Raw genomic sequence first — 12,222 nt, 5'->3', positions numbered from 1 at the left:
CCGAGCCGGGTTTCAAGAGTCAAGAGTGGGGAACCATCATGCATGTCGGGTCGATTGTCTGCACTACCCATATCGCTGTGCCGAAGGGCGCACGCGGCATCGTCCAGCGCATCCTGGGCGACATGGCCATGGTGACCTGGTACGCGGGCGTACCGGGCGAGTCGAAGGAACTCAACACCGAGCCGTTCTTTCTCGAGGACCTGATCGACACCGGCGAATCCGTGCTGCCGGCCGGCGCGGCGCTTCACTGAGCGCATAACGCCGCACCGGGCGCTCGTCTTTCGGCCCGGCTGGCGGCACAATGCGGGGCATGAAAGACGTCACTTCCGCTCCCGCTTCTCCCGCCGGCCCGCCGTTCGCCGGACTCACGCCCGAGTGCGTGCTCGACGCGCTCGACAGCGTGCTGATGCCGGCCGGCCTGCGCACCGACGGGCGCCTGCTCGCGCTCAACAGCTACGAAAACCGCGTATATCAGGTGGGCATCGAAGACGGCCCGCCGGTCGTCGCGAAGTTCTACCGTCCGGCCCGCTGGTCGGACGAAGCGATCCTCGAAGAGCATGCGTTCGTCGCCGAGCTCGCCGCGCGCGAGATTCCGGCGGTGCCCGCGCGCACATTCGACGGCCGCACGCTGCACGCGTTCGACGGTTTCCGCTTCTCGATCTTCGAGCGGCGCGGCGGCCGCGCGCCTGACCTCGACCGCAGCGACACGCTCGAATGGCTCGGCCGCTTCATCGGCCGGATCCATGCGGTCGGCGCGACGCAGCCGTATGCCGCGCGTCCCGTGCTCGATATCAGTACGTTCGGCTACGAGCCGCGCGACTTCCTGCTCGCGCACGATTTCATTCCGGACGACGTACGGCCCGCGTATGAGACCGCCGTGACGCTCGCACTCGAAGGCGTCGAAGCCGCGTTCGAGCGGGCGGGCGAGATCCGCCTGCTGCGCACCCACGGCGACTGTCATCCGAGCAACGTGCTGTGGACCGATGCAGGCCCGCACTTCGTCGACTTCGACGACAGCCGGATGGCGCCCGCGATCCAGGATCTGTGGCTGTTGTTGCCGGGCGATCGCGAAGGCGCGTCGCGTGCGCTCGCGGACCTGCTGGCCGGCTACGAGGATTTCTGCGAATTCGAGCCGCGCGAGTTGCATCTCGTCGAAGCGCTGCGCACGCTGCGGCTGATCCACTACGCGGCATGGCTCGCGCGACGCTGGGACGATCCCGCCTTCCCCGCCGCATTCCCGTGGTTCAACACGCACCGCTACTGGGAAGCACGCGTGCTCGAGTTGCGCGAGCAGATCGGCGCGATGCAGGAAGGGCCGCTCTGGCCCGTATGACGGCGCGTGCGGCACCGGCGCCGCGCGGCCTGCCGGTGCGGGCCGCGGCGCGATGCGCGCGGCCCGTTCGATCCCTTCCGTTCAGAACTTCAGCATCAGCTTGATCAGCGCGGCGAAGCGCTTGCCGTACGGCGGCGCGAGCAGGTTGCGCGTGTTCAGGCGCGTCTGCGTGAGTACCGGCTTCATCTTCGAGAACGTCACGAAGCCGTCGTAGCCGTGATACGCGCCCATGCCGCTCGCACCGACACCGCCGAACGGCAGGCTGCCGCACGCGATGTGCATCAGCGTTTCGTTGATCGACACGCCGCCCGAGACCGTTTCGCGCATCACGCGGTCGATCGTGCCGCCGTCCTCGTCGAACAGGTAGAGCGCAAGCGGACGCGGGCGCGCATTCACGTATGCGATCGCTTCGTCGAGCCGCTCGTACGGCACGAGCGGCAGTAGCGGCCCGAAGATCTCCTCCTGCATCAGCTGCGACGCGGCCGGCACCTGCGTGACCGCGCACGGCACGAAGCGGCGCGATGCAGGATCGGATTGCGCGTCGGACAGCGGATGCAGCTGCGCGCCGGCCGCCTGCGCGTCGCTGGCGAGCTGCTGCAGCCGGGCGTAGTGGCGCGGCGACACGATCGTCGTGTAGTCGCCGTTGGTCGACAGGTCGGGGTACATCTTCGCGAACCGTGCCCGCGCGCGCTCGATGAACGCGGCCTCCATCCCGCGCGGCAGCAGCACGTAGTCGGGCGCGATGCAGGTCTGGCCCGCGTTCAGCGTCTTGCCCGCGACGATCGCGTCGACGGCCGCATCGAAGCGCGCGTTCGGCCCGACGATGGCCGGCGACTTGCCGCCGAGTTCGAGCGTGACGGGCGTGAGGTTGTCGGCGGCCGCGCGCATCACGTGGCGGCCGACGTGCGTCGAACCGGTGAACAGCAGGTGATCGAACGGCAGCCCGCTGAACGCGGCGCCCACTTCCGCATCGCCGTTCACGACCGCGACGTGGTCGCGCGTGAAGGTCTTCGCAATGAGCTGCTCGAACAGCGCCGACGTGCGCGGCGTCAGTTCGGACATCTTGATGATCGCGCGGTTGCCGGCCGCGAGCGCGCAGATCAGCGGGCCGGCCGCGAGCAGCACCGGGTAGTTCCACGGTACGACGATGCCGACCACGCCGAGGGGCTGCGGAATCACCTTCGCGCGCGCCGGGCGCAGCCACTTGTTCATCGGCTTGCGGATCGGTTTCATCCAGCGCTTGCCGTGCTTGAGCGCGTCGTCGATCTCTTCCTTCGCCATCCAGATTTCCGACAGCAGCACTTCCTGCTTCGCGCGATGACCGAAATCGGCGCTGATCGCTTCGGCGAGTGCGTCCGCGTGATCGATCAGCATCGTGCGCAGCGCGCGCAAGTGCTGCACGCGCGTTTCCCATGCCGGGTACGGTGCGCGCAGGTAGGCCGCGCGCTGGTCGCGCAGCAGCGACGTCAGTGCATCGACCGACGGCAGTGCTTGCGGGGCCAGTTCGGGCAGGTCGTTCTTCATGTCGTCTCCTCCAGTTGGGCCTGGCTTGTCGGCCGGCCGTCACGCCGCATGCGCACGCTCGGCGAGCGCGGCGACGCGGATCGGGGTGGTGCGTGTCGCACGGCGCGGGGCCGGATGCGACGTGTGCTCGAAAACCGGTTCAAGCGTGCAGCGGGCGTCGCATCCACGCGACGGTGTGTGCATCCGGAAACCGTGTTGCGGCGCGTGGGCATGCAGTGCGATGCAACCGGTGCCGGGCGCGCGACGCCGCGGCGCGACGGCCCGCCTGCGCACCGAAGCGGGGTGGCGCGACGGGGCCGTCCAACCATGCCGCGGCGCATCGTGCCGCCGTGGCGACAAACCGTCCAAACGGTCGGCGACGACGCGTGCCGTTCGATTTCGATCGACTGCGCGCATGACGCGGGGCACCTCCGCGCGGGCAGCCGTTTGAAATGAAATGCGGGCTGCGCGCATCGCATCCGGACAACCCGGTCGGCACGCGGCCTGCAGAACCTGGCGCTGCATCGTCGTCTCTCCCGTTTCGCGACGGATCGGCTTCTCGTGGCCGGCGCGTCGCGCAAAGCGAATCGATACATCTTAAATTTAGTTCACGCGAGCGTTTAGAGGAATCGCTCTTGAATCCGCGCGCCGCGCGCACGGTGGCGATTCCTACAATGCCCGAACACTACAAGGACGCGGTCGCGCGGCGGTGCCGGGCGCCTTCCATGAGACGACGGAGACGTGACATGCAATACGACTACATCATCGTCGGCGGCGGGTCGGGCGGGTCGAGCCTGGCAGGCCGTCTCGCCGATGCCTGCCCCGATGCGACGATCGCGCTGATCGAGGCCGGCTCGCATACGGAGCGCAACCTGCTGGTCAACATGCCGGTCGGCATCGCGGCGCTGGTACCGTTCAAGCTCGGCACGAACTACGGCTACGAGACGGTGCCGCAGCCGGGCCTCGGCGGGCGGCGCGGCTACCAGCCGCGCGGGCGCGGGATGGGCGGCTCGAGCGCGATCAACGCGATGATCTACACGCGCGGCCACCCGGGCGACTACGACGAATGGGCGCAGCTCGGCGCGACGGGCTGGGGCTGGCAAGACGTGCTGCCGTATTTCCGGCGCGCGGAAGGCAACGAACGCGGCGCCGATGCGTGGCATGGCGCGGACGGCCCGCTGTCGGTGTCGGATCTGCGCTTTCGCAATCCGTTCTCCGAACGATTCATCCAGGCCGCGCATGCGGCCGGCTATCCGCTGAATGACGACTTCAACGGCGCGACGCAGGAAGGCGTCGGCTTCTATCAGGTCACGCACCGCGACGGCTCGCGCTGCAGCGTCGCGCGTGCATACATCTACGGCCGCAACCGGCCGAACCTGCACGTGATCACCGATGCGACGGTGCTGCGCGTCACGTTCGACGGCAAGCGCGCGGCCGGCGTCGCGGTCGCGCGCAACGGGCGCGTCGAGACGCTCGACGCGCGCGCGGAAGTGATCCTGTCGGCCGGCGCGTTCAATTCGCCGCAACTGCTGATGTGCTCGGGAATCGGCCCGGCCGAGCAACTGCGCCGGCACGGGATCGCCGTCGTGCAGGATGCGCCGGACGTCGGCACGAACCTGATCGACCATATCGACTTCATCATCAACACGCGCGTGAATTCATCGGAACTGGTCGGCGTGTGCCTGCGCGGGATCGCGAAGATGACGCCCGCGCTCGCGCGCTATTTCTCGAGCCGCACCGGGATGATGACGAGCAACGTCGCGGAGGCCGGCGGCTTCATCAAGAGCGATCCGTCGCTCGAGCGTCCCGACCTGCAGCTGCATTTCTGCACGGCGCTCGTGGACGACCACAACCGCAAGATGCACTGGGGCTTCGGCTATTCGCTGCACGTGTGCGCGCTGCGGCCGTTCAGCCGCGGCACGGTGACGCTCGCGACCGGCGATGCGCGTGACGCACCGCTGATCGATCCGCGCTTCTTCAGCGATTCGCGCGATCTCGACCTGCTCGTGCGGGGCACGCAGGCGATGCGCAGGATCCTGTCGCAGGCGCCGCTCGCGTCGCAGGGCGGGCGCGAGCTATACACGCGGGCGGACCAGAGCGAAGCGGAGCTGCGCAAGACGATCGTCGAGCATGCCGACACGATCTACCACCCGGTCGGCACCTGCCGGATGGGGTCGGACGCGCACGCGGTCGTCGATCCGCAACTGCGCGTGCGCGGCGTCGAAGGATTGCGCGTGGTGGATGCGTCGGTGATGCCGACGCTGGTCGGCGGGAACACGAATGCGCCGTCGGTGATGATCGGCGAACGCGCGGCGGACTTCATCGTCGCGGCGCGCAAGGGCGGCGTGTCGCGCGGCGAGGCGGCTGCCGCGGTGCACGGCCGCTGAACGGCGCGCGCACGCGGGCAGTCATGCTCAGGCAAACGTATCGACGAGGCCGGCGCGGCTCACGCTCGCGGCGACCGGTGCGGATTGCGCAGCGTCGACCGGTGCATCGACGGCTGACGATCCGCCGCTCCCGCGCCGCGACGACGGCCCGCCGGCGAAGGACGATTGCGGGTTCTGCTGCTGCTGCGAAGCGAAGCCGCCGTCGCTGACGGTCGCGCTGCCCAGGCCGAGCCCGCCCGATTCCATCGCTTCGCGCAGCTTCGGCAGCGCGGCTTCGACCGCGTCGCGCACCTGCGCGTGCTGCGACACGAACAGCGCGTGCGCGTGATTGTCCGCGACGCGCAGCACGACCTGCAGCGGCCCGAGATCGGGCGGGTTGAGGGTCAGCTCGGCGCTCTGCTGGTGCGCATTCGACAGGAACACGACCTTCTGGCTCAGCGCGTCCGTCCAGTCCGGGGTGCCGACGTGCGGGGCGAGCACGTGCGCGTTCGCCGCAGCGATCGCTCCCGCGGCCGGCGACAACTGCAGGTTCGCCTGTGTCGCGGCCGCCGCCGTTGCGCCGGCCGCGAGCGTCGCGCTGGCGGCCGGATCCGTCGCGTCGCCGGCTGCCGCGAGCGCGTGCTGCTCGCCCGACTGCGCATTCGCGTTGGCCTGCAGCGCCTGCGCGGTGGCCTGCGTCGGCGTTTGCTGGGGCGCGAGCGCACCCTTCGCGTCGGCGAGGGTGCGGTCGAAGGTCGGGACCTTCGGTGTCAGCGGCGCGGTGGCGCCGGTCGATGCGGTCGATGCCGGTGCCGACGCGGTCGCGCCGGCCGCGGGTATCGCGATCGCGCCCGAGCCGCCCGTCAGCCTGTCGAGCGCGGTCTGCAGCGCATCGCGGCCCGACGCGGGCGCGGCCGGCTGGGCGGCCGCGGCGGCGTCCGTGGCCGCGTGATCCGCCAGCGTGGCCGTGGCATCGGGCTGGCCGGACACGGCCGCCTTTTGTGCAGCGGCGGCGGCAGCAGCCGGATCGACCGGCGCTGCGTTGTCCATGCGCGCCTGCAGTTGCGCCTGCACGGCCGCGGCGGCCGCGAGCGCGGCGGCGTCGGGGTTGGCGGCGGCGTTCGTGGTCGTATCGTCGGTCGCGTCGTCGTCATCGGTCGCGGACGGCTTCGTGCCGGCGGCCGGCTTCGACGAAGCCTGTTTCGTCGAAGCATCCGGCGAGCCGGCATTCGACGAATCGCGACGCGTGACGACGCTTTGCTTCAGCGTCTGCGCGAACGGCACGGCGGTCGCGGCATCGTTGCCGGCAGCGGCGCCGGACGAACCCGAGCCGCGGGCGGCCTGGAGTGCGGTGCCGGCGGTGTCGAGCAGCGCGCCGAGCAGGGGCAGGGGAGGCATGACGTTCTCTCGTTCGAATGCGGTGGTCGGTTACGACGAACGGGCCGCGTCGGCCCGCATGCGCAGGATCTTCGCGGCGTGTTCGTCGGCATCGCGCTGCTCGCGCCGGGCTTCGCGCTTCGCTTCCTGCGCGACGCCGCGCGCCTGCAGGATTTCATACGAGCCGACGGTGCGTTTCTTCTGTTGCCAGTTCGGGCGTGCTTCGTCGATGCGGACTTCGGCCGCGGCCAGCACGCTGCGCTGCTGCGCGATTGCGGCGTCGAGCGTGTCGATGAACGCCTGGAAATTGCGCCAGTTGCCGGCCGGCATCCCGTGCTGGGCGGATTGCGAGAAGCGCGCGTGGTATTCGTCGCGGTAGCGCAGCAACGCGTCGAGCTGCTCGGCGGCCGCGGTGCGGTCGCGCTGCGCGGTGCCGAGCTGCTTCGCGGCCGAGTCGAGGTCGTCCTGCGCGCGGTCGAGCAGCAACTGAAGGGGAAAGCCGTGAGCCATCGGGATCAGCCTCCGTAAGCGTCGAACAGTGCATCGAGCCCGGCGAGGCTCGACGCGAACGGCGCGCATTCGCGAAAGCCCTGCTGCAGGAACGCCTCGATGCGCGGATAAAGCGCGATCGCGCGGTCGAGCTGCGCGTCGCGGCCGGGCGCGTATGCGCCGACCGCGATCAGGTCGCGATTGCGCTGGTAGCGCGACAGCATCTGCTTGAACTGCCGGACGTGGTCGAGATGCGTTTCGTCGATCAGCGCGGTCATCGCGCGGCTGATCGACGCCTCGATGTCGATCGCCGGATAGTGGCCGGCTTCGGCAAGCGCACGCGACAGCACGACGTGGCCGTCGAGGATCGCGCGCGCCGAATCGGCGATCGGGTCCTGCTGGTCGTCGCCTTCGGTCAGCACCGTGTAGAACGCGGTGATCGAGCCGCCGCCCTCCGGCCCGTTGCCGGTGCGCTCGACGAGCGCCGGCAGCTTCGCGAACACCGACGGCGGGTAACCCTTGGTCGCGGGCGGCTCGCCGATCGCGAGCGCGATCTCGCGCTGCGCCATCGCGTAGCGCGTCAGCGAATCCATCAGCAGCAGCACGTGCTTGCCCTGGTCGCGGAAATACTCGGCGAGCGACGTCGCATAGGCCGCGCCCTGCATCCGCAGCAGCGGCGAGACGTCGGCCGGCGCCGCGACGACGACCGAGCGTGCGAGCCCGTCCTCGCCGAGGATCTGTTCGATGAACTCCTTCACTTCGCGGCCGCGTTCGCCGATCAGCCCGATCACGATCACTTCCGCGCTCGTGTAGCGCGCCATCGTGCCGAGCAGCACCGACTTGCCGACGCCGGAGCCGGCGAACAGGCCCATCCGCTGGCCGCGGCCGACGGTGAGCAGCGCGTTGATCGCACGCACGCCGACGTCGAGCACGTGGTGGATCGGTTCGCGCTCGAGCGGGTTGATCGACGGCGCCGACAGCGGCGCGTCGACCTTCGACGCGAGCGGGCCGAGGCCGTCGAGCGGGCGGCCCGACGCGTCGACGACGCGCCCGAGCATCTCCCAGCCGACCGGCAGACGCTTCGCGCCCGCGAGCGGATCGGCCACCGGCGCGGTTTCGCGGGGCCAGACGCGCGCACCGGGCAGCACGCCGGCGACGTCGGTGGTCGGCATCAGGAACAGGCGGTCGCCGGCGAAGCCGACGACTTCCGCTTCCGCGTGCGGCAGCGTGCTGCCGGGCGGCAGTTCGATCGTGCATTCGGCGCCGACCGACAGGCGCAGCCCGATCGCCTCGAGCACGAGGCCGGCCGCGCGCGTCAGGCGGCCGCACGGGCGCAGCGGCAGCGCGCGGTGGCTGCGCGCGGCGAGGCCGTTCAGGTGCGTGCGCCAGTGCGCGAGATGCGGGTTGTGCGGCGCGCGCGGCGCGTGCCCGGCGGGCGGCGTGGCGCCGGAAGCGTCGGCCGCTGCGGCGGCGCCGTGCGGGTGTGCGTCATGCGTGTCGTGTGCGGCATCGGGGCCGAACGACGCGAGCGCGAGCTCGCGTTCGAGCGGCGTCAGGCCGTCGTGCGCGAGCGCTTCGGGCGGCCGCGTCACCACGTGCTCACCTTGCCGATCGCGGCGGCGACGCGCTGCCAGCGCGTGGGCAGCGTCGCGTCGACCTCGCCGGTCGCGGCGTGCGCGCGGCAGCCGCCGCGCTCGATCGACGCGTCGGTGCGCACGTTCCAGCCGAGCGTATCGAGATCGTCCTGCAGATAGGCTTCGACGACGGGCAGGTCGGCCGGATTCACCGCGAGATGCGGCGCGCCGGACAGCGCGGGTTCGGCCGCGAGCACGTCGCGCACGGCCGCGACGAGCGCGGCGGGGTCGTGCTTCACGTGCTGGCGCACGACCTGTTGCGCGATGTCGAGCGCGAGCTGCGCGATGTCGGCGGCCAGATCGTGCTCGACGTTCGACACGGCCTCGCGGAACGACGCGGCGAGCGCCGCGAGCTGCGCGGCCTGTTCGCGCGCGTCGGCCTGGCCGGCTTCGAACCCCTGTGCGCGGCCCTGCTCGAAACCGGCCTGGTAGCCGAGCGCCTGGCCTTCGACATGGCCGGCCGCATGGCCTTCGGCGTGCGCGGCGTCGCGCACGCGCTGCAGGTCCTCGGCGAGCGCGGCGGCGGCCGCTGCCGCGTCGTCGGGCGGCGGCGGCGGCGGCGGCGGGTCGAACGACGCCATCTCCCACCGCTGGTAGGCGGTGAGGGTGCCCGCGCGATCGCTCGCCGAATCAGACATACGCGTCTTCCGCCTTGCCGCCGATCGCGATCGCGCCGCTCTCGGCCAGGTTGCGCACGATCTGCAGGATGCGGCGCTGCTGCGTCTCGACTTCGGACACGCGTACCGGGCCGCGCGCGTCGAGATCCTCGGCAAGCAGTTCGGCCGCGCGCTGCGACATGTTCGCGAGGAACTTCTGGCGCAGCGCGGGCGGCGCGCCCTTCAGCGCGATGATCAGCGTTTCCGACTCGACTTCCTTGAGCACCATCTGGATCGCGCGGTCCTCGAGGTCGAGCAGGTTCTCGAACACGAACATCTGGTCGACGATCTTCTGCGCGAGATCCGCGTCGTACTGGCGCACGCTTTCGAGCACGCCTTCCTCATGCACGCTCGTCATGAAGTTCAGGATCTCGGCCGCGGTGCGGATGCCGCCCATCGGGCTGCGCTTCAGGTTGTCGCTGCCGGACAGCAGGCCCGTCAGCACGTCGTCGAGTTCGCGCAGCGCGGCCGGCTGGATGCCGTCGAGCGTCGCGATCCGCAGCATCACGTCGTTACGCAGGCGTTCGGTGAAGCACGACGCGATCTCGGATGCCTGGTCGCGGTCGAGGTGCACGAGGATCGTCGCGATGATCTGCGGATGCTCGTTCTTGATCAGTTCGGCCACCGCGCCCGAGTCCATCCACTTCAGGCCCTCGATGCCGCTCGTGTCGCTGCCCTGCAGGATGCGGTCGATCAGCACGCCGGCCTTGTCCTCGCCGAGCGCCTTGGTCAGCACCGAGCGGATGTAGTCGCTCGAATCGAGCGACAGCGCGGTGTGCTGCTCCGCTTCCTTCGCGAATTCCTGCAGCACGTCCTCGACCTGCTCGCGCGTGACGTTCTTCAGCGCGGCCATCGCGGCGCCGATCTTCTGGACCTCGCGCGGCGCGAGGAACTTGAATACCTGCGCGGCCTCTTCCTCGCCGATCGACATCAGCAGCAGCGCGCTCTTGGTCAAGCCTTCAGCGTTCATCGGACACCCAGTTCTTCACGACGGTGGCGACGATCTTCGGATCCTGGCGGGCGATCGAGCGCGCGTAGTCGAGGTTGCGTTCGTAACGGTTCTTTTCGCTTTCGAAACCGAGCAGCAGCGCGTCGGGTTCTTCGGCCTTCTCCGGCGCCGGCAGGCCGTCGAGCGCGACCGGATCTTCCGGCGCGGCGAGCGCCGGCGCGACCGGCTCGGGCGGCGGGAACGCGCGGCGCATCGCCGGGCGCACGAACATGAAGTAGAGCGCCGCCGCGGCCGCCGCGATGCCGAGCCACTTCGCGGCTTCCTTCGCCATCGCGATCATGTCGGGCTGGCGCCACCACGGCAGGTCGGCGTACGGGTCGCTCGCGGTCGAGAACGCGCTGTTCACGACGTTCACCGAGTCGCCGCGCTTCGCGTCGTAGCCCATCGCGTCCTTCACGAGCTGCTCGACCTGCGCGAGCTTCGCCGGCGGCAGCGGCTGCATCGTCACGTGGCCCTTCGCGTCGGCGACCGGCTGGTAGTTGACGACGACCGCGACCGACAGCCGCTTCACGCTGCCCATCGGCTGCTCGAGGTGACGGATCGTCTTGTCGAGCTCGTAGTTGGTCGTCTGGTCCTTGCGGTCGCTCACGGGCGTCGTCTGCGGCGCGTTCTGGCCGTTGCCGGCGACGATCGGCGCGGACGCCGGCTGCGGCGGCGTGTTCGACAACGCGCCCGGCACGCCCGACGCGCCGCCCTGCGCGAGCTCGGTCGCGCTGCTGGTCTGCTGGCTGCGGATCGCGGATTGCTGCGGATTGCCGTTCGGGCCGTAGCTTTCGGACGTCTGCTCGACCTTCGAGAAATCGAGGTCCGCGCTGACCTGCGAGCGCGCGTTGCCCGTGCCGAAGATCGGCGCGAGGATCGCGTCGATGCGCTTCTGCGTGTTGTGCTCGACCTGCTGCACGTACTTGAGCTGGCTCGCGTCGAGGCCGGATGCCGAGGCGGTCTGGGTCAGCAGGTTGCCGTCCTGGTCGACGATCGTCACGTTCTTCGCTGGCATGTCGGGCACGCCGGACGACACCATCCGCGTGATCGCCTGCACCTGGCCCTCGTCGAGCACGCGGCCCGGATAGAGGTCGACGAACACCGACGCGCTCGGCGCTTCCTTGTCGCGCACGAACACCGACGGCTTCGGGATCGCGAGATGCACGCGCGCGCCGCGCACGGCGTTGATCGATTCGATGGTGCGCTGCAGCTCGCCTTCGAGCGCGCGCTGGTAGTTGATCTGCTCGGCGAACTGGCTGATGCCGAACTTCTGGTTGTCCATCAGCTCGAAGCCGACCGAGCCGCCCTTCGGCAGCCCCATCGCGGCGAGCTTCAGGCGCGTTTCATGTACCTGGTTCGACGGCACGAGGATCGCGCCGCCGGCATCGGCGAACTTGTAGGGAACGTTTGCCTGCTGGAGCGCGGCGATGATCGCGCCGCCGTCGCGATCCGACAGGTTGCTGTACAGCACGCGATAGTCGGGCGCGCGGCTCCACAGCACGAGCGCGGTGATCACGGCGACCGCGAACGCGACGGCGATCAGGAACGGCAGCTTCGGGTTGCCCTTCATCCGCGAGATGCCGGGAATGCGTTCCGCGAAGCCGCCAAGCCCGAAGTCCGCGCCTGCGCCACCCGCGCCCGGCAACGCGGCGGCCGCGGCGGCGCCGGGCGCCGGGCTGGCGAGGCCCGCGCGGGCGTCTGGGTTGATCAGCGAGTTGGCCTGCGAATCCATGCGTCGAGTTTCTCCGGAGCGGGACGACTGAGCTCGCTCGGACGAGCGGGCGGACAATGACACGATGCGATTATCGTGACCCGGGCCCTGTTCCGATCGACTGAAAAGAGCGGGGTTTCCCCCGTACTTTCTCGGCTTTGA

General features: G+C 70.1%; 11 protein-coding genes. 3 read left to right on the top strand and 8 right to left on the bottom strand.

The annotated features are described in order from the left end of the window. Positions 1-38: 38 nt before the first annotated feature. Together ACTJLD_RS34945 and ACTJLD_RS34940 are read left to right on the top strand one after the other, a co-directional pair. Positions 39-251, top strand: coding sequence for a hypothetical protein (locus ACTJLD_RS34945; RefSeq protein ID WP_004198969.1), 213 nt, complete (start codon positions 39-41; stop codon positions 249-251). A gap of 59 nt (positions 252-310) precedes the next feature. Then, positions 311-1,333 carry a serine/threonine protein kinase gene (locus ACTJLD_RS34940; protein ID WP_374702482.1) on the top strand — a complete coding sequence of 341 codons (1,023 nt, stop codon included), beginning with the start codon at positions 311-313 and terminating at the stop codon, positions 1,331-1,333. An 81-nt stretch (positions 1,334-1,414) separates the two neighbouring features. Here the strand turns inward: ACTJLD_RS34940 and ACTJLD_RS34935 are convergent, their stop codons facing one another. Further along, positions 1,415-2,857 (bottom strand): coniferyl aldehyde dehydrogenase, encoded by a 1,443-nt coding sequence (locus ACTJLD_RS34935; RefSeq protein WP_440660987.1) that lies wholly within the window; start codon positions 2,855-2,857, stop codon positions 1,415-1,417. Between the two features lie 39 nt (positions 2,858-2,896). Beyond that, positions 2,897-3,361, bottom strand: coding sequence for a hypothetical protein (locus ACTJLD_RS34930; protein WP_440660985.1), 465 nt, complete (start codon positions 3,359-3,361; stop codon positions 2,897-2,899). Positions 3,362-3,582: 221 nt separating this feature from the next. Here ACTJLD_RS34930 and ACTJLD_RS34925 point away from each other — a divergent pair, with 221 nt between their 5' ends. Continuing rightward, complete coding sequence (locus ACTJLD_RS34925) at positions 3,583-5,223, top strand: GMC family oxidoreductase (protein WP_027788884.1); 1,641 nt, start codon at positions 3,583-3,585, stop codon at positions 5,221-5,223. Positions 5,224-5,250: 27 nt separating this feature from the next. Here ACTJLD_RS34925 and ACTJLD_RS34920 read toward each other — a convergent pair whose 3' ends face one another. Genes ACTJLD_RS34920 through fliF form a run of 6 tightly spaced genes read right to left on the bottom strand, consistent with a single transcriptional unit; the run spans position 5,251 to position 12,081 of the window. Then, entirely contained in the window at positions 5,251-6,600 is a 1,350-nt protein-coding gene (locus ACTJLD_RS34920) for a flagellar hook-length control protein FliK (protein ID WP_440660983.1), read from the bottom strand. A gap of 30 nt (positions 6,601-6,630) precedes the next feature. Continuing rightward, positions 6,631-7,089 (bottom strand): flagellar export protein FliJ, encoded by a 459-nt coding sequence (fliJ, locus tag ACTJLD_RS34915; RefSeq protein ID WP_021163734.1) that lies wholly within the window; start codon positions 7,087-7,089, stop codon positions 6,631-6,633. A 5-nt stretch (positions 7,090-7,094) separates the two neighbouring features. After that, complete coding sequence (gene fliI, locus ACTJLD_RS34910; protein ID WP_027788886.1) at positions 7,095-8,663, bottom strand: flagellar protein export ATPase FliI; 1,569 nt, start codon at positions 8,661-8,663, stop codon at positions 7,095-7,097. Further along, positions 8,657-9,340, bottom strand: a complete 684-nt coding sequence (gene fliH, locus ACTJLD_RS34905; RefSeq protein ID WP_059700443.1) for a flagellar assembly protein FliH — start codon at positions 9,338-9,340, stop codon at positions 8,657-8,659. Before fliH ends, fliI begins: the two co-directional genes overlap by 7 nt. Further along, on the bottom strand, positions 9,333-10,328 hold the full coding sequence (gene fliG, locus ACTJLD_RS34900; RefSeq protein ID WP_027788887.1) for a flagellar motor switch protein FliG: 996 nt from the start codon (positions 10,326-10,328) through the stop codon (positions 9,333-9,335). Before fliG ends, fliH begins: the two co-directional genes overlap by 8 nt. Next, a complete protein-coding gene (fliF, locus tag ACTJLD_RS34895; RefSeq protein WP_059700441.1) occupies positions 10,318-12,081 on the bottom strand; it encodes a flagellar basal-body MS-ring/collar protein FliF in 1,764 nt (587 codons plus the stop codon). The genes fliG and fliF overlap by 11 nt, the downstream gene beginning before the upstream one ends. Positions 12,082-12,222: the final 141 nt, after the last annotated feature.

Source organism: Burkholderia sp. 22088, from assembly GCF_052045915.1.
GTDB lineage: Bacteria > Pseudomonadota > Gammaproteobacteria > Burkholderiales > Burkholderiaceae > Burkholderia > Burkholderia cepacia.
Note: the sequence above shows the minus strand (reverse complement) of the source record. Positions and strands in the feature narration are given on the sequence as shown.